Origin of the sequence: Hyphomonas sp., assembly GCF_041398465.1 — a bacterium.
Classification (GTDB): domain Bacteria; phylum Pseudomonadota; class Alphaproteobacteria; order Caulobacterales; family Hyphomonadaceae; genus Hyphomonas.
Genome location: NZ_JAWKUS010000002.1, coordinates 450948 through 467843 on the forward strand (window position 1 = coordinate 450948; position 16896 = coordinate 467843).

15 protein-coding genes are annotated in these 16896 nt (G+C 59.7%); 8 read left to right on the plus strand and 7 right to left on the minus strand.

The features are described 5' to 3' along the window. Nucleotides 1-969, minus strand: coding sequence for a hypothetical protein (locus R3C98_RS08775; protein WP_371313732.1), 969 nt, complete (start codon nt 967-969; stop codon nt 1-3). Between the two features lie 146 nt (nt 970-1115). Between R3C98_RS08775 and ychF the strand changes: the two genes are divergently transcribed. Next, entirely contained in the window at nt 1116-2213 is a 1098-nt protein-coding gene (gene ychF, locus R3C98_RS08780) for a redox-regulated ATPase YchF (protein WP_371313733.1), read from the plus strand. A gap of 23 nt (nt 2214-2236) precedes the next feature. Here ychF and R3C98_RS08785 read toward each other — a convergent pair whose 3' ends face one another. Further along, nucleotides 2237-2842 (minus strand): ArsR/SmtB family transcription factor, encoded by a 606-nt coding sequence (locus R3C98_RS08785; protein ID WP_371313734.1) that lies wholly within the window; start codon nt 2840-2842, stop codon nt 2237-2239. A gap of 219 nt (nt 2843-3061) precedes the next feature. Between R3C98_RS08785 and R3C98_RS08790 the strand changes: the two genes are divergently transcribed. From R3C98_RS08790 to R3C98_RS08820, 7 genes are all read left to right on the plus strand, one after another. After that, entirely contained in the window at nt 3062-4228 is a 1167-nt protein-coding gene (locus R3C98_RS08790) for an acyl-CoA dehydrogenase family protein (RefSeq protein ID WP_371313735.1), read from the plus strand. Next, the gene (locus R3C98_RS08795; RefSeq protein WP_371313736.1) at nt 4225-5004 is read left to right on the plus strand and encodes an enoyl-CoA hydratase/isomerase family protein; all 780 of its coding nucleotides are present in this window, start codon (nt 4225-4227) and stop codon (nt 5002-5004) included. The genes R3C98_RS08790 and R3C98_RS08795 overlap by 4 nt, the downstream gene beginning before the upstream one ends. 117 nt (nt 5005-5121) lie before the next feature. Continuing rightward, nucleotides 5122-6915 carry an FAD-dependent oxidoreductase gene (locus tag R3C98_RS08800; protein WP_371313737.1) on the plus strand — a complete coding sequence of 598 codons (1794 nt, stop codon included), beginning with the start codon at nt 5122-5124 and terminating at the stop codon, nt 6913-6915. Next, on the plus strand, nt 6912-8723 hold the full coding sequence (locus tag R3C98_RS08805) for a 2-oxoacid:acceptor oxidoreductase subunit alpha (RefSeq protein WP_371313738.1): 1812 nt from the start codon (nt 6912-6914) through the stop codon (nt 8721-8723). Before R3C98_RS08800 ends, R3C98_RS08805 begins: the two co-directional genes overlap by 4 nt. Further along, complete coding sequence (locus R3C98_RS08810; protein ID WP_371313739.1) at nt 8720-9775, plus strand: 2-oxoacid:ferredoxin oxidoreductase subunit beta; 1056 nt, start codon at nt 8720-8722, stop codon at nt 9773-9775. Before R3C98_RS08805 ends, R3C98_RS08810 begins: the two co-directional genes overlap by 4 nt. Nucleotides 9776-9894: 119 nt before the next feature. Next, nucleotides 9895-11370 carry a trypsin-like serine protease gene (locus R3C98_RS08815; RefSeq protein WP_371313740.1) on the plus strand — a complete coding sequence of 492 codons (1476 nt, stop codon included), beginning with the start codon at nt 9895-9897 and terminating at the stop codon, nt 11368-11370. 11 nt (nt 11371-11381) lie between these two features. Next, nucleotides 11382-12881: a trypsin-like serine protease gene (locus R3C98_RS08820; protein ID WP_371313741.1), complete on the plus strand. Its 1500-nt coding sequence runs from the start codon at nt 11382-11384 to the stop codon at nt 12879-12881. Here the strand turns inward: R3C98_RS08820 and R3C98_RS08825 are convergent. The 5 genes from R3C98_RS08825 to R3C98_RS08845 all read right to left on the minus strand — a co-directional run bounded on the left by R3C98_RS08825 (nt 12875) and on the right by R3C98_RS08845 (nt 16852). Next, nucleotides 12875-14116, minus strand: a complete 1242-nt coding sequence (locus R3C98_RS08825; RefSeq protein WP_371313742.1) for a hypothetical protein — start codon at nt 14114-14116, stop codon at nt 12875-12877. The two genes, R3C98_RS08820 and R3C98_RS08825, sit on opposite strands and share 7 nt — an antisense overlap. 119 nt (nt 14117-14235) lie before the next feature. Further along, complete coding sequence (locus tag R3C98_RS08830) at nt 14236-14904, minus strand: TetR/AcrR family transcriptional regulator (RefSeq protein ID WP_371313743.1); 669 nt, start codon at nt 14902-14904, stop codon at nt 14236-14238. 47 nt (nt 14905-14951) lie between these two features. Beyond that, nucleotides 14952-15416 carry an A24 family peptidase gene (locus R3C98_RS08835; RefSeq protein ID WP_371313744.1) on the minus strand — a complete coding sequence of 155 codons (465 nt, stop codon included), beginning with the start codon at nt 15414-15416 and terminating at the stop codon, nt 14952-14954. Between the two features lie 116 nt (nt 15417-15532). Beyond that, nucleotides 15533-16357: a CAP domain-containing protein gene (locus R3C98_RS08840; RefSeq protein ID WP_371313745.1), complete on the minus strand. Its 825-nt coding sequence runs from the start codon at nt 16355-16357 to the stop codon at nt 15533-15535. A gap of 96 nt (nt 16358-16453) precedes the next feature. Then, nucleotides 16454-16852 (minus strand): hypothetical protein, encoded by a 399-nt coding sequence (locus R3C98_RS08845; protein WP_371313746.1) that lies wholly within the window; start codon nt 16850-16852, stop codon nt 16454-16456. Nucleotides 16853-16896 lie beyond the last annotated feature (44 nt).

Here is a 16896-nt window from a genome sequence, read left to right on the forward strand (position 1 = left end):
CTATTCGTCTTCCGGTGGCGTCGTGTCGTCGATGATCGGGCCATGGCCCATGCCGATGTCGACCGGGCCCTGCTCGATGAATTCAACCATTTCGCGCGGCACAGTCCCGGCTGGGCAAGCCGCGACGACTGGCTGGGCGTTGCCGATGGCCGGCAACCGGGCGTCCACACGCTCGACCGGCTGGGATCGGACAACAAGGCTGAACAGGAAGATTGCCGCAATGGCGGCACCAATCGCAGCGATCGTCCAGTTGCCATAGACCGGATCTTCATCCGGCTGAACCACCGTCTTCGGCGCTGTCCGGGCACTTGCCGAAGCTCGCGCGACGGCTGCGGAGACACCGGTCGTGGGCCGGGTTACAGACGAACCGTTCCCATTGCCGTTCTGGATCGTCGTGGCGGCCTTTGTCGCGGCTTCAGCGGCTTCCTTGGCGGGTTCCGGCTTGATGCCGAGCGCCTTTTCGCGCTTTTGGCGCTCTGCGATCGCAAGCGGATCGTCGGCATGCGCTTCGAGCCAGGCTTCCCGGCCCTCATCATCCTTCGAACCGAGTTTCATCCAGGCGCGCAAGTCCGACCGGCCCGTGCGGTCGGCAAGTTCCTCGACCAGCTTGTAGAAGCCTTCCGGCATCTTGCGGGAAGTGAAGCCCTCCAGCGCGAAGCGCTTGCCCTTTCGGTAAGGTTCGTAAGGGATCGTCTTGTCGATACCGGCATGCACCAGCATACCGTCACGAGAATTGCCGACAGCGGCCGCTGCCCGCACCCAGTCATTCTTGACCGAATTTTCGGACCACAGGACCAGCATATTGCCGGATTTTCCGGCGTCGCGCGCGTCCTTCGCGTCAAAAATATCGTCCTCCGTTTGTTTCTGATTGAAACGAACGGTGAATTTCAGCGAGCGGAGACGACGGGCGATCAGTTTCGCCATGTCGAAGTCTTCCGGCACAGTTACGAGAAAGACGTCATAAGCCATGCATTTTGCCTTGCATTTCGCGGGCCAACCTTACCCAAAGCCCCTCTCTTGAACACCCAATTCCGCTGTCAGGAGAGAAAACCGCCTGTTTTTCCTGCGGGAATAGGGCTATGGCCCCCTCGAAATCTAAGTTTAAGGAGGCCGGAATGGGCTTCAAATGCGGGATTGTGGGCCTGCCGAATGTTGGCAAATCCACGCTTTTCAACGCTCTGACACAGACTGCTGCGGCTCAGGCGGCGAACTATCCGTTCTGCACGATCGAGCCGAACGTGGGCGAAGTTGCCGTTCCGGAGCCGCGTCTGACCGAACTGGCCAAGGTTGCAGGCTCGAAGGAAATCATTCCAGCTCGCATGAATTTCGTCGACATCGCGGGTCTCGTCGAAGGGGCGAGCCAGGGCGAAGGTCTCGGCAACAAGTTCCTGGCCAACATCCGCGAAACCGATGCCATCATTTACGTGCTGCGCTGCTTCGACAATGACGACATCACGCATGTTCGCGGCACCATCGACCCGGTCGCCGACTTCGAAGTCGTCGAGACCGAACTGATGCTGGCGGACCTCGAAAGCCTCGAGAAGCGCAAGCAGAACGTCATCAAGAAAGCCAATTCCGGCGACAAGGAAGCCAAGGCGCAGGTCGCGCTGATCGACCTCGCCCTCGATGAGCTTAAAGAAGGCCGCCCTGCCCGCCGCGCCGATGTCCCGAAGGATGACATCAAGGCCTGGAACATGCTGCAGCTGCTGACATCCAAGCCGATCCTGTTCGTCGCGAACGTGGATGAAGCGAACTCGGCGACGGGGAACGACTACTCGAAGCGCGTGGAAGAACGCGCCACCGCAGAAGGCGCTGGCTGCGTCGTCATTTCGGCTCAGATCGAGTCTGAACTTGCAGTGCTGGACGAACCGGACCGGACCGAATTTCTTGAAACGCTGGGATTGGAAGAGCCGGGCCTGACCCGCCTTATTCATGCAGGCTACGACTTGCTGGACCTCCAGACCTATTTCACAGTCGGCCCGAAGGAAGCCCGCGCCTGGACGATCCGCAGGGGTTGGACAGCGCCGAAAGCGGCTGGCGTCATTCACGGCGACTTCGAAAAAGGCTTTATCCGTGCCGAGACGATTTCCTATGAGGATTACGTCGCGTGCGGGGGCGAATCCGGCGCCAAGGAAGCTGGCAAGATGCGGGCCGAAGGCAAGGAATACATCGTGCAGGACGGCGACGTCATGCACTTCCGGTTCAACGTGTAGCCGTCAGCCGACGCGATCAATACCTATTCGTCGCTCTCCGCCTTGTCGTGGAGCGGCGTGAGCGTCCACGCGAAAGCGATGAGCGGCTGGTCCATGTCCCGCTCTTCCCAGAGGATCTCAGCGATCCGCTCGATGTAGCCGTTGATCTCCTGGAGGGATTCCCGGCTCGGCCGGTTGATCAGCCGGAAGAAACCGAGATTGCGGCCTGGCCCCTCCAGTTGGGCATCCGGGTGTGTCAGCCCCTGGACAAAATCCCGGTGCGCCTGCCGGCTTACCGCGCCAACCGTCCGGGCGATGGTTTCGAAATTTTTGGGATCCGCGAGGGCCTTTTGAAGGCGCATGCGCGGAGCACGCGCCGCATAGAGAACTTCCGTTCGGCGGTTCGAGACCTGCGTGCCAGCCTCCACGATCAGACCCGCCTCCAACAGCATATTGATGTGATAGTAAATCGAGGACGGCTGCCGCCCCATGGAAGTCGCCAGCTGCTTGATCGACATCTCGCCATTGCCGACAAGGTGGTCGACAACATCCATCCGCACCGTCGATGCCAGGCATTCAAGCTGGTCCTTCCGGAGGACCCAGTATGTGTCCTGGTCTTCCGCCCCGCTCATGCTGCTTGATCCTGCCATTCAACAAATTCCCATTTTCCTAAAGCCCCTATAGTCACAAGGTACTCCGGTCACACCACCCCGATAAGGCAATATAACGCCGGGTTCCATACTTCGGGAGATTTTGACACCTGCATACCTTTCCCCAAGGTCATGAGGTTTGCCGCCTTGCCCGACTCTTTCCCTTGTGGCGTTCTGCCGTTCAGAGTCACCAAAATAAGGTGGCCGGAGGAGCGTGATATGAAGTTTGAACTGGACGAAGAGCACAGGATGCTTGCCGATCTCGTCCAGCGCTTCGTGCGGGACGAGCTGATGCCGCTTGAAGGCGCCGTGCTTGAGCGCGAAGCCAATGGCCAGGGCGCCTACCTGACACCCGAAGAACGGCAGCGGCTGGACAAGGTTTCCAAGGATCTTGGTCTCTGGAGCCTCGATGCTCCGGAAGACGCTGGCGGCATGGGCATGCCTCATGTCGCCCTGGTGGCCGTCAATGAAGCGCTCGGCTCCACCGTCGCGACATACACTCTGCCACCGGACTCACCGAACCTGCGCATGCTCATGACGAGCGTGAACGAACAGCAGCGCGTGGCTTACCTGGAGCCCTACGCGCGTGGTGAAACCATCTCAGCCATCGGCATTTCCGAACCGGGCGCAGGCGCCGATCCAGCGGGAATGCTCACACGTGCGGTTCGCGACGGGGATGACTGGATCATCAATGGCCGCAAAATCTGGATCACGCGCGCGGCGGAAGCCGATTTCACCATCCTGATGGCGATCACCGACAGGGAAAAGAAGGCGCGCGGCGGTATGTCGGCGTTTCTGGTCGATCGCGACACACCCGGCTTCAATGTCCTGCGCCGCATACCGATGCTGGGCGGTGAATTCACCTATGAAGTGGCGCTGGAAGATTGCCGGGTACCTGGCTGGAAATTGCTCGGCGAGGAGGGTCAGGGCTTTGGCCCGATGCAGGTACGCCTCGGTACCCGCCGGATGGAAATGGCGGCCTGGTGCATCGGTGCAGCCCAGCGCGCACTCGACATGATGCGGGAATATGCTCCGCAGCGAAAAACGTTCGGTCATAAGCTGTCGGAGCGTCAGTCGATCCAGTGGTGGGTCGCCGATGGTGCGGCCAAGATCCATGCAGCGCGCCTGATGGCATATGACTGCGCATGGAAGATCGACCAGGGCCGCGATGTGCGCACCGAGATCTCGATGATCAAATACTACGCCACAGAGATGGCGCAGGAGATCATCGACAATGCCATGCAGTGCTTCGGTGCCATGGGCATGACGAAAGAGATGCCGCTTCACTTGCTCGCCGGCCGCGTGCGCAACATGCGCATCTATGACGGCCCGTCGGAAGTGCACCGGATGGTCGTCGCCCGGAACCTTATGGATACCCGCCCATGACGCATACAATCGCCGTGCGCGAAGTCGGTCACGTGACCGAAATCGTGTTCTCCAACCCACCGAACAACCACGCCAATGTGGCGCTGCTGCGTGAGATCGGGGAAGTCCTCCTGACACTGGACGCGCAACCCGACTGCCGCGCCATTGTGCTCGCTTCAGAGGGGAAAGCCTTCTGCGCCGGGGCCGATCTTGCAAACGATGAGCGGGGCGGTGGGGTCGGCGGATCCGGCGATGACCCTGTGCGGGAATTCTATGATCAGGCCCTTCGCATATATGAAGCAAAGAAGCCAATCGTCGCCGCGATCCAGGGGGCAGCAGTCGGTGCCGGTCTGGGCCTGGCCGTTTCAGCCGATTTCCGGATAGCTGCACCTGAAGCGCGGTTCGTTGCAAACTTCACCCGGCTTGCTTTCCACCCAGGCTTCGCGCTCAGCGCGACCCTCCCCCGCCTGCTGGGCCCGCAGAAAGCCGCGCTGATGCTGCTGACATCCCGGCGCATCAAAGGCGAAGAGGCCGTCGCAATGGGCCTCGCCGATGAGTTGGTCCCGCTGTCGGACGTCAGGAATGCCGCGCACAGACTGGCCGCGGAGATCGCCGAGGGCGGGCCCCTGGGCGTGCTGGCAACGCGCAAGACCTTGCGCACCGGACTATATGAAACAGTTCGGGACACGCTGGCCCATGAACATGAAGAACAATGGAAGCTGCGCGCGACAGAAGACCATCAGGAAGGAATCCTGTCTGTCGCCGAACGCCGGCCCGGCAACTTCAAAGGCCGCTGACATGCCGGGCTCCTTTTCACACCGCTCAGCTTCCGTACCTGTTGTCGCAGCCGACAAGAGGTCATTGATGCCGCTGTTGTGTGTCGCTAGTCTTTTCACCGGAGGAAGCCGGCAAATATGAAACCAACAAATACGAGCAATCCCGACTACTTTCACAAAGTCGTCGATTGCCAATGGGCCTGCCCGGCACACACACCGGTCCCGGCCTACATCCGGCTCATCGCGCAAGGGCGTTACAGCGACGCCTACCTGCTGAACAGGGATTCCAATGTCTTTCCAGGCATCCTTGGCCGGGTCTGCGACAGACCGTGCGAACCGGCCTGCCGACGCACTCGCGTCGATGGAGAACCAGTAGCAATCTGTCGCCTGAAACGTGTGGCAGCGGACCATCGCGACGACGTGACAAGCCGCCTGCCGCAGAAGCCCGAGCAGACGAATGGCAAGCGGATCGCACTGATCGGGGGCGGCCCGGCGAGCTTCACGGTAGCGAACGATCTCGCGCCTCTTGGATACGAATGCACCATCTTCGAAAAGCTGTCCGAACCCGGCGGCCTGATGCGCGCCAACATCCCGGCCTTCCGCCTGCCTGAAAAAGTGCTCAATGAAGAGCTCCAATACATTCTCGACATGGGCGTGGAGCTGAAGCTCAACTCACCGGTTTCCAGTATGAAGGCGTTGCTGGATGACGGTTGGGACGCCGTCTTCGTAGGCACAGGCGCTCCGAAAGGCAAAGACCTTAATCTCCCCGGACGCGAAGACGCCGACGCGAACATCCATATCGGCATCGACTGGCTGGAATCGGTCGCATTCGAACACATTGATGCAATCGGCAAGAACGTCCTGATTATTGGAGTCGGCAACACGGCTATGGATTGCTGCCGCACATCAATCCGTCTTGGGGCGGACAATGTGAAGGTCATGGCCCGCAAGCCCCGGAACTTCTTCAAGGCTTCCGAATGGGAACTTGAGGACGCCGAGGAAGAAAACATCCAGATCGTCGTGAACCACTCGCCAAAAGCCTTCGTGACCGAGAATGGCAAATTGGTCGGCATGACGTTTGAGCTGATGGAATATGATGTCGACGACAAGGGCGAGATCACCGGCCAGCGCGTGATCGGCGAAGAGACACTGCCTTGCGATGACGTCATTCTCGCCATCGGGCAGGAGAATGCCTTCCCATGGATCGAAAAAGATGCCGGCATCGAGTTCGGCAAATGGGATGTTCCCGTCGTCGACGAGCAAACCTTTGAATCGACCCGCAAAGGCGTCTTTTTCGGAGGCGACTCCGCCTTCGGCCCGAAAAACATCATCTGGGCGGTCGAGCACGGCCATCAGGCCGCAATCTCGATCCACCGGCATTGCCAGGGTCTCGACTTGCGCGACCGTGCGCCTCGCGAAGTCGAGCTACAATCCGCCAAGATGGGCATGTTCGAATGGCGTTATTCAAACGCCTTCACTGCCGCTGAGCGCCGCGAGATGGAACACGTCGCTTTGGTGGACCGTTTCCAGCGCCTGAACATCGAAGTCGAACTTGGCTTCAATGCAGAACAGATCGCCGTTGAAGTGCAGCGCTGCCTGAACTGCGATGTGCAGACAGTGTTCGAAGCCCCACTCTGTGAAGAGTGCGACGCCTGTATCGATGTGTGCCCTGTTGAATGCCTCAGCATCACGCCGGACGCCGACAGCGAAGCCGAACTTCGCGCGTCATTGACCCAGCCGGAGGCTCCGGAAGAGCAGTCTCTTTACGTATCCAGTCCTCTGCCGCTCACCGGCCGGGTGATGATCAAAGATGAGAATGTCTGCCTGCATTGCGGCTTGTGCGCCGAACGCTGCCCGACATCCGCTTGGGATATGAAGGAAGGCGTAATCAAAATCCCGCATGCGGATGACCAAGTGGAGACCGTGGCATGAACGGACCCGGCATCAATGATTTCACCCTGCGCATTGCAACGGTGAACGGCACAGGATCGGCCAGCGCAAATGGTTTGTTGATGAAAGCCATCTTCAGGATGGGTGTGCCGGTTGTTGGGAAGAACGTCTTCCCATCCAATATTCAGGGTCTGCCGACCTGGTACGAAATCCGCGTCACAGGAGACGGCTATGCCGGCCGTGACAGCGAGACTCATTTCGTCATCGCGATGAACCCGGAAACGTATGCAGATGACCTGGCGGAGCTCGCCCCCGGCGGCGTTCTTCTCTACGACTCCACATGGCCGCGCCCCCAGCTCCTGTCCCGTCCGGACGTGACAGTGATCGGCGCACCGCTGTCGGCCATGTGCAACGACGCATTCAAGGCGGCGCGCTCGCGCATCCTGATGAAGAACATGGCCTATGTCGGCGCCGCCGCAGCCCTGCTGAACCTTGATCTCAGCGTGATCGAGCAGCTGGTCACGGAAATGTTCGCGGGCAAGGAAAAGCTCATCCCGCTGAACATGCAGGCCGTCGCACTCGGCCACGACTACGCCAAACAGAACTTCAAATGCCCGCTGGACTTCCGCGTCAGCCCGCTGGACAAGACCAAAGGCAAGGTGATGATCGACGGGAATACGGCCGCCGGTATTGGCGCCGTCTTCGGTGGCGCAACCTTCGGCGCCTGGTACCCCATCACGCCGTCCACTTCCCTGATGGACTCATTCCAGAAGTATTGCGAAGAGCTCCGCGTCGATCCGGAAACCGGGCAGAACAATTTCTGCATCCTTCAGGCTGAAGACGAATTGGCTGCCGCAGGTCTTACCATCGGCGCAGCGTGGGCCGGTGCCCGCGGCTTCACGCCCACCTCTGGCCCCGGCGTTTCCCTGATGAGCGAATTCATCGGCTTCGCATACTATACCGAAGTACCGCTCGTGATCTGCGACATCCAGCGGGTTGGCCCATCAACGGGCATGCCGACACGGACGCAGCAGTGCGACATTCAGCTTTGCGCTTACGCATCTCACGGCGACACGCGCCACCTCGTGCTGTTCCCTGCCGACCCGGGAGAGTGCTTCGAGTTCTCGGCCAAGGCGCTGGATCTCGCCGAACGCTTCCAAACCCCGGTCTTCTTCCTGTCCGATATCGACATCGGCATGAATGACTGGATGGTCGATGAGCTGACCTGGCCGGAAGACTATGTGCCAGACCGCGGCAAGGTGCTGACCGCCGAGCAACTCGAAGAGGTCGATGCCTTCTATCGCTACCTGGACGTGGATGGCGATACGATCCCTTATCGGACCCTGCCCGGCATTCATCCCAAGGGCGCCTATTTCCTGCGCGGTTCCGGCCACACCAAGCTCGGCCGCTACACGGAAAAAGGACCGGAATACAAGGAAGTCGTCGACCGGCTTTACGAAAAATGGAAACGCGCTGCTGCCTTCATGCCCCAACCGGTCGTGAAGACCGCAGGCCGCCCGGCCCGTTACGGCATGATCGCCATCGGAAGCTCTGACGCCGCCGTAACCGAAGCTCGCGATCGTCTCGAGGCCGCAGGTGTACCGGTCGATTATATGCGCATCCGCGGGTTTCCTTTCAGCGACCATGTTGCGGCGTTTGTTGAAGCACACGAGGAAGTCTTCGTCGTGGAGCAAAACCGTGATGCTCAGCTCATGAACCTGCTGATTACGGAAACCAGCGCCGCGAAGGAAAAGCTGGTGCCCGTGCTGCACTATTCCGGTGAACCACTGAATTTCCGTTTTGTGTTCGAGGCTGTGGAAACTGCCCTGAAAGTGAGGAAGATCGCATGACCTCCTTCGTCAAACCAAAGATCCGCAGACTGAACGAGCCAACCAACGCGCTCGGAAAATCACGCGCGGATTATGATGGCGCAATGTCCACGCTGTGCGCCGGTTGCGGCCATGACAGCGTGACCGCTGCCCTCGCCCGCGCCTTTTACGAGCTTTCGACAGACCCGAAAGATGTGGTGAAGGTGTCCGGCATCGGATGCTCGTCCAAGACAACCACCTATTTCCTGAAAGACGCCCACGGCGCCAACACAGTCCACGGGCGCATGCCGTCCTTCGCCACCGGCGCAGCAGCAGTCAACAAGAACCTCACCTATGTCGGTGTGTCGGGTGACGGGGACAGCCTGTCCATTGGACTTGGCCAGATGGCACACGCGATCCGGCGCAATGTGGACATGATCTACATGCTGGAAAACAACGGCGTATACGGACTGACAAAAGGCCAGTTCTCGGCGTCGAGCGATATCGGCTCCAAGGCCAAGAAAGGCGCGACCAATATGTTGCCGCCGATCGATCCGGCCATCATGGCCCTCTCCATCGGTGCAACTTTTGTGGCGCGCAGCTTCTCCGGTGACAAGGCTCAGCTCGTCTCGCTGATCAAGGCAGGCATAGCGCATCGCGGTTTTGCATTGATCGACGTGATTTCGCCCTGCGTCAGCTTCAACGACCACAAGGGCTCCACCAAGTCCTACGCTCACACTTACCAGTATTACCACAAGGCTGTTCACGCCGATTACGTTCCACCGAGCGAGGAAATCACGGCGGCCTATGATGAAGGCGAAAGCATGCCGGTGGAGCTGCATGACGGCGGCACCATCATGCTGCGTAAACTGGATGCGGACTATGATCCGACCAATCGGGCGTCGGCTATGGAAAAACTGATGCAGAGCCAACAGACGCAGGAGATCCTGACTGGCCTGCTCTACATTGATGAATCCCGTCCTGCGATGGCCGAACACAAGAAACTGCCCGAGACACCCCTGCACTCGCTGCCCTACGCAAAACTCAATCCGGGTGCCGACGCACTGCGCAAGCTTCAGGAGGAGTTCCGCTGAAATCTCTATCGGGCTGGTAAGCTTCGTACGGCCTGCTAGACTTGCCACACCTGTTTCATTCAGGGTGGGAGAGAAAAGTGCGGAAACTCCAATTTTTGCAACCACTTGGTGGCCTGTGCATGCTAGCGCTCGTCGCCTGCGCGGGGGCTGCCACGGCCCAGCCGGAATCGTTTCCGGACGAAGATCCGAGCTGGCCGCGCACCGAGTTTTCCATCTCTGACGACGAGGCAGGCACAAAGGGCTTCAACACCCAGCCTGCCCGGAAGGAAGATTGGCCGTTCTTCGCCGCCCTGCGAGGTACGCGGAATGGGTTGGTCACGTATGACTGTGGCGGCACAGCAATCTCCGCGAATTGGATCCTGACCGCCGCGCATTGCGTCGAAGGCGCCACAAGAAATTCTGCGACCGGCCGTTGGGAACGTCCGGGATCAGGCGCGCTCCAGCTCGTCCTGGGTCAGAAAGACCTGAAAACGGTCATCCCGGCCAACGTCTACAACGCAACGGATGTGCGTATCGCCCCCAATTTCACGCGCGGTGGAGAGAACAAGGTTCCGGTAAACGATATCGCCCTCGTGAAGCTGGACCGGCCATGGACCGGACCGGTCGTCCGCCTGTCGGCCAGCAACGCCTCCGACGTCGATCGCTTTTTCGGGCCAGCCTATTTCGCCGGGTTCGGTAAAACCGACATGCGTCAGACAGAACCTCAGCGCTACACGTCCACGGAGGGCCCGTTCGCAGCGTATACGGATATCCTGGGCAACGCCATGATCCCGACCCGAAACCCGGAAGCCTGCCGCAACGACTATCAAGTCGAAGCTTATGACAGTGCAGCAATGATTTGCGCAGGATATGACACCGGCATCATCGATTCCTGTCAGGGTGATAGCGGCGGACCTCTGATCGCCAGGGATTTCGCTGGCCGGGTCTACCAGATCGGTATCGTCAGCTTCGGTGAGAGCTGCGGCGTCCGAGGGAAACCTGCCGTCTACACCCGTGTGTCGGGCTTCAAGGAATTCGTCCAGTCCGTCGTCCCCGATGCCGCTTTCGTTGACGCGAAGCCGGAAAAGACGGTGTACATGACGAAGGCTGGTCTGGAGAACCTGATGCGGACCCTCCAGCCAGCGGACGGCAAGGTGAGCGTCCGCATCAACGATGGCGGATCTGAGTTCCGCTCAGGAGATCGGGTCCGTATCTTCATCGACCCATCCATAAAAGGTCGCCTGTGGGTGTTCGATCTCGATCCGTCCGGCACAGTCAGCTGCCTGTTTCCTTGCAATGCAAGCGAAGTGGAAACGGCGATGGTGGAACCGCAGCAATCCATTGTCCTGCCGCCCGGCGGGGTATCTATCAGCGTCGCGCCTCCGTCCGTGCCGGGAGACAGCACACTGGCGGCGTTTGTGCTGCCTGAACGCATGGCGCTGATAGGCGACACGTTGCCGGATCTCAGCCGAACCAAAGGACCGATACGGACGGTCTGGCAGTCCTATTCGGACATTCTCGTCTTTGAGGTACGCGACGCGATGTCCGATGCGCCATCGACAGATCCCTTCGCCAATACCGGCATGGGCCTGCTAACTTACAGTGTCAGCGAATGAAGGATCTCCTGATGAAACTGATCCGTCCCTTCGTGTTGGCCACCGGCATCATTGCGTTGGTCTCCGCCTGCCAGACGGCGCCGGATGATACACCGAGCGCAGCGCAGCTCGCCTGGTCATCGACGCTCGACGCCGATGCCAGGGCATCGGACCGCATCGTGAATGGCGACCGCTCCACACTGGCGCAATGGCCCTACATCGCTGTTTTACGTCATGAATCCCGTAGCGGACGGCTGCAGTATTTCTGCGGCGGCACTTTCATTGCACGGCGCTGGGTGCTGACGGCAGCGCATTGTTTTGAAGGGGAATCCCGCAAGGTCGAGGGCCGTTGGGAATGGAAGTCACGGGCCCAACTGGAAGTCGTCGGCGGTACCGACGACCTCGGCGCGGGCGATGAAGCCGTGTTTGAAGTGGACGCCGTCATGATCCATCCGGACTATAAGCCGACTATGGAAGTCTCACCGGGCGTCTGGGAAGGGTCGGAAAATGACCTTGCCCTTGTCCGCATCGGGCGCTCATGGGCCGGCCAACTGGCGCGGCTCTCGTCCGGCGGGGCATCCGACAGCGACGTAAATGGCGCGCGGGCCTTCGTGGCCGGGTTTGGCAAACAGGCAGACAGAGGCGCAGCCGCCCGGCTGGAAACATTCCGCATCGGTGCCAGTGACAGATCCGGTCAGGCCGGATCGCGCTATCTCTATCACGCCATGCTTCCCATGAAGCCTCCGGAGGTCTGCGGCGCGCAATATGCAGACCTCGCCTATGATGGCAGCACACAGATTTGTGCAGGCCGGAAGTTCGGCGGTGTGGACAGTTGCCAGGGTGACAGCGGCGGCCCGCTGGTCGCGCTCGATGCGAGCGAACGCACATACCAGGTCGGCATTGTCAGCTTTGGTTTCGAGTGTGCCGCGGCAAAATCGGAGGGTGTTTACACACGCGTCTCGCCTTATCGGGAGTGGATCGAAACCACCGCACGCGGCGCCATGTTCGTTGATGCCCAGCCGGAACAGGTGTTCGTCGCAACCGCAGAGACCATGGAAGCCATGGCGCGCGTGCTCAGTCCGACGAGCGACCGCCTCGATCTGAATGTGACTCAAGAGGGTGAAGGCACAAATGCTGCGCTGAAGATATCCGTCACGCCCAGGATCGATGGACGCCTCATCGTATTCGAACTTGAGAATTCAGGCCGGATAAACACCTATTTCCCGAACGACCGGACACCAGAGGAAAGTGCGATCGTCAAAGCCGGGCAGACCATCTCCCTACCCGAAGTGCCATGGATGGTTATTCCGCCCGCAGAAGACGGCGCGAAGATATATGCCTTCGTCATTCCTGAGGGTGTCGCCTTTGCAGGTGATCTGTTGCCGACACCAGCGAGAATGCGAACCGTCGCGGAAGAAGAACAGCCGGAGCGTGAGCCGGTCGACTTTGCCACCCGAATGCTAACGGAAGTCGCCAACCGATCGAGCGAGGGCGGTCTGGCAGACTGGGCCGCAGCGACCGCGACCTACTGATCGTCGGCCAGCTCTTGTTCCAGCAGCTCTTCGATGCGTACGCCTGCTTCTTCCAGCAAGGTTTCAGCTTCATCGATCTTGTCTGAAGGCAGCGGGCCGCGCCAATTGAAGCGGTGTTCAATGTCAAACAGGGCATCTTCCACATCATCGCGCGCGGAGATCAGATAGTCTGAACTCGTGCCGTCGTCGGCGAGCGTCCGGCGCAGATCCAGTACCGCGCGGCGCAGGGCGCGTTCGAGGCCCCGCTGTGCCACCAGTTCGTCGGCACGTTCTTCTTCCTCGTCGCGGCGCGTGCCTTCCTTGTCGATCTGCTTGCGCAGCTCTTCCTCGGCGGCTCCCTGAACGGCATTGGAACGGAGCAGTGAACCAACATCAGAGAGCAGCGGGTCACCGCGCTTCAGCTCAAGTACGTCCACGAACAGGTTGAAGATGCCTGAGTCACGGTCGACACCGGAATAGTCGAGCGGCATCCACCCCGTCTCAAGAGCGGTCGCGGCAGCGCCGGAAATGTACTGGCCACGTTTCAGCTCCGGGAATTTGAATACACCGCGCGCAAAGCCGGAAGCGTCGTGAAACTCCACCGCACCTTCGGGAGTGAACTGGACATAGGTTCGCGGCTCAGGACGTTCGAAATCGAGGACCAGCAAATAATCACGAGAGTCGTATCGCGCCTGCCTCTCGAAATCATTTGAGACAACCTTGAGCAGTTCGGCGTTGAAATATCCGGACAGTTCCTCATCCGGCACCAGACGGATCTCTGCGTAGAAGGATGGCCGGGACACGAGGCCGAGGCGATTCCATTCCGCCAGGAATTCCGGCGGCGCGTTGCCGAAGGATGGCCCGGACGGGTCGAAACCTTCTCTGATCACGTGAACGCAGGCGACTTCCCGGTTGAACTCCATCATATCCGGGCTGGTAAACAGCTTGCCGCTGACAACGCCGGTGCTGCGGTCGATCTTGGGCGCACCCATCTGCTGGAGCCAGGCTCCGACAGAATCGAAAGCCAGCATGCCTGCCTGCAGTGCCAGCTCCTGCCCGAAACCGAGCGTCCGGTCCCCCGGTCCCCGCGTATCTGGCGGCAGACAAGTGTCGTCGAGCATAACCCTCAGGTCTGACCCCATACCGTCGGACACCACCGGCGGGCGGGTATTGATACTTCTCGTCAGACATCCCGTCAGCGCAGTGCATGCGCCAATCATTGCCGTGAACGCGAGCACGCTGCGTCTTCTTCCCACGACCGACTCCTCACTCCAGACCGGCCGAATTCGTGACCGGGTACGCCCGTCTTTCCCCTGAAAATTCAATTCACAACAGATTTAAGGCCACGGCAACAGGAAGCATGCGCAGCGCCGCATCATTCCGGCCGGGTGCGGCTTTTCTGACGAAAAGCTTCAAACCCCGCTGTCGTGAACTTCACCATGTGCTCGTAGGCATCTGTCAGGTCGCTGGAACGGCATAACCCGCCAGAAAGGTGGTCGATCCGTCCGGTCTGGGCGAAAGTCAGCGTCAGGACCCCCGACAAACAGTGATAGGCCCAGTAAAGGTCGCGATCTTCCATTCCGGGCAAGGCAAGGCGGAACGCGTCCATGAAACGGTCGACCAGCGGATCGAAGAATTGCGTCATCAACACACCTCCCCATTCCGGGGAGTTATTCACGTACGCAATCAGCGCGTAATAGTTCTTCCAGCCTTCTTCCTGAACATGATCGCCTGTCAGCAAGGGGCCCAGATAGGCTCGGATGATCGCGTCGACCGTCGGTGACTGACCCGTATCCTTCAGACATTCATCAAGCTGGTTCAGACGCAGCTGGTTCATGATTTCGGCACGGCGTACCAGAACGGCATCGAACAAATCCCGCTTCGGTCCGAAATAGTAGTTCGGAAGCGCCAGATCGACTCCGGCACGCCTGGCGATGGTGCGCAACGTCACGCCGTCATAGCCATGTTTGGCGAACTGCTCCTCTGCCGCATCGAGGATCGCTGTGCGTCGGTCGGGCCGTGCTTTGGACGTCGTTCCCGTCATGAACTGCTCCTACCCCTCAAGCCCGGGCACATCAATCGGGGGCAAGGTCAGGTCCAACCCAATCGGAGCCGTCCCAGCCATACCAGTGCGATGGCAAGCGCCAGGAACGGACCGAATGGCATCATCCCCGTGGGGCGGCGTCCCAGCAGCGTGAGCAACCCTGCAAAAACGAGCCCCGAGCTGCTGGCAATGAGAACGATCCATGGCAGGCTCATCCAGCCACACCAGGCACCGCCGGCGGCGAGCAGTTTCGCGTCGCCACGCCCGAGTCCGTTCTGTCCGCGGAGCGCAAGGTATCCCTTCTCGACGATCAGGAAGAAAAGGTATCCGGCGATGGCGCCGATCAGGGCGGTCCAGATATCCCCTGTAAAATACCAGAACTGGATCACGCCTGCCCCGATCAGCGGAAGGGTCAGACGGTCGGGCAGCCGCAATGTACGTATGTCGATCCAGGCAAGCGCCACCAGCGCTGGCAGGAGCACTAAGCACCAGAGCAACACGTCAATCGTCATGAACGCCCGTCCCCTTCACGGCTGCGACAGCCAGCCCGCAGCATAGAAGGATTGGTCCCAAACGAAAACGCCCGGGCACAGAGCCCGGGCGAATTGAGAGTCGCTTGGAAATTGCCTCAGAGCGACGAAGATATAGCCGGGCCTCTCAGCGTGTAGACATTGTTCCCGAGCTCTACATCCATCTGGAGATAGCCTTCGGAAATATCCGGCACAGACGCGGGCATCTTGCTGCCGATGCCGCGCATCAGCGTTTCTCCACTTGCTGAGACCACAGACCAGCCAACAGGTTCGAACTTGTCGCTGTAACTTGCAGCCAGGTTCGTCCGCGGTACGGCAGTCATCGGAACGGGCGTGTTCAACTGACCATCGACGCGGGCGAAGAGCTGGACGACATAAAGGACGCCGTTTGCTTCAACTGCAGCGACACCCATGTGATCGAACTCGTTGCGCACGATGTTTGCCGCGTTCATCTCGTCCGCCATGATGACCTTCTGGACATCCTCCGCCGACGCGCCGGCTTTGACGATGACGATGTTCGCACCAAAAGCGCCGAGCAGAGCGCTGCGTTCGATCATCCGAACGCGGTCGAGGTGAGACCGGCCCTCAAGGTCTGTATGGGAGGCATAGCCGCGCACAGCCATATCGAGGGCATGTAGCCGGGCTGCTTCGCTCAGAGAGCCGAGCGATGACAGCTCTGCCTCGCCCTGGCTGGCACGCTGTTCGCCCGCCAGACCCATAAGCTGGTCTGCCATGACCGTATCGGTTTCGACACCATTGACGCCTTTCAGGCAGGCATTTGCTTCCTGCTGGAAAGCCGCCGGTGTGACGGCGTACCCGTTGGAAAGGTCGCAGGCGGCGCCTGCCTCTGCGAAGGAAGGACCGCTCAGAGCCGCAAGGGCCAGCGCCGAAACGGACAGGAATTTGTAGGTGTGACGTAACATAACTGTCACATTACGCAGTGTGACAGTTGTGTGTCAATACTGTCCATTATTATGGATATTTTGTGTACTGTAGTAGTTATTACAGAAAACAGTAAGTCACTCAGGCTGGCAAGCGGTCAATCCTGTAAGCGGCGTTATGATTTCCCAACCTTCAGCATTGTTGTAGATCAAACGCGCGAGCGGCACACGGCGCCCGCCTTCTATCTCTTCTCCCGGCGAAAGAGTCAGTGACACAGGATTTCCATCCGGCTTTCTGAACGCCATGCGAGTTAGAAATTGTCCAAAAACATCGCCTTCCTGCGAATCAATCGTGAGCGCTTGCCTGCGGCCATCCAGGATTGCTTCCGCTGTTGCTTCCCCGGCCGTGAAGAACAGGACGAAGTGCCTTGGCTCGTCACGGGTCCACAGGAAGAGACCGCACTTTCCAGGTTTCAATGTCTGCGCCGGCAAGGCGTACTCGACTGGTTCTGCAGTAATTGAAGGTGCGTCGGTCACGGAGGGGGTGCCTGACGAGGCGCAAGCGCCGAGGAAAGCCAGAC

Bases quoted from the DNA above. Each gene is read 5' to 3' on its own strand.
- R3C98_RS08775 (WP_371313732.1), bottom strand. From the start codon at position 969: ATGGCTTATGACGTCTTTCTCGTAACTGTGCCGGAAGACTTCGACATG.
- ychF (WP_371313733.1), top strand. From the start codon at position 1,116: ATGGGCTTCAAATGCGGGATTGTGGGCCTGCCGAATGTTGGCAAATCC.
- R3C98_RS08785 (WP_371313734.1), bottom strand. From the start codon at position 2,842: ATGGCAGGATCAAGCAGCATGAGCGGGGCGGAAGACCAGGACACATAC.
- R3C98_RS08790 (WP_371313735.1), top strand. From the start codon at position 3,062: ATGAAGTTTGAACTGGACGAAGAGCACAGGATGCTTGCCGATCTCGTC.
- R3C98_RS08795 (WP_371313736.1), top strand. From the start codon at position 4,225: ATGACGCATACAATCGCCGTGCGCGAAGTCGGTCACGTGACCGAAATC.
- R3C98_RS08800 (WP_371313737.1), top strand. From the start codon at position 5,122: ATGAAACCAACAAATACGAGCAATCCCGACTACTTTCACAAAGTCGTC.
- R3C98_RS08805 (WP_371313738.1), top strand. From the start codon at position 6,912: ATGAACGGACCCGGCATCAATGATTTCACCCTGCGCATTGCAACGGTG.
- R3C98_RS08810 (WP_371313739.1), top strand. From the start codon at position 8,720: ATGACCTCCTTCGTCAAACCAAAGATCCGCAGACTGAACGAGCCAACC.
- R3C98_RS08815 (WP_371313740.1), top strand. From the start codon at position 9,895: ATGCTAGCGCTCGTCGCCTGCGCGGGGGCTGCCACGGCCCAGCCGGAA.
- R3C98_RS08820 (WP_371313741.1), top strand. From the start codon at position 11,382: ATGAAACTGATCCGTCCCTTCGTGTTGGCCACCGGCATCATTGCGTTG.
- R3C98_RS08830 (WP_371313743.1), bottom strand. From the start codon at position 14,904: ATGACGGGAACGACGTCCAAAGCACGGCCCGACCGACGCACAGCGATC.
- R3C98_RS08835 (WP_371313744.1), bottom strand. From the start codon at position 15,416: ATGACGATTGACGTGTTGCTCTGGTGCTTAGTGCTCCTGCCAGCGCTG.
- R3C98_RS08840 (WP_371313745.1), bottom strand. From the start codon at position 16,357: ATGTTACGTCACACCTACAAATTCCTGTCCGTTTCGGCGCTGGCCCTT.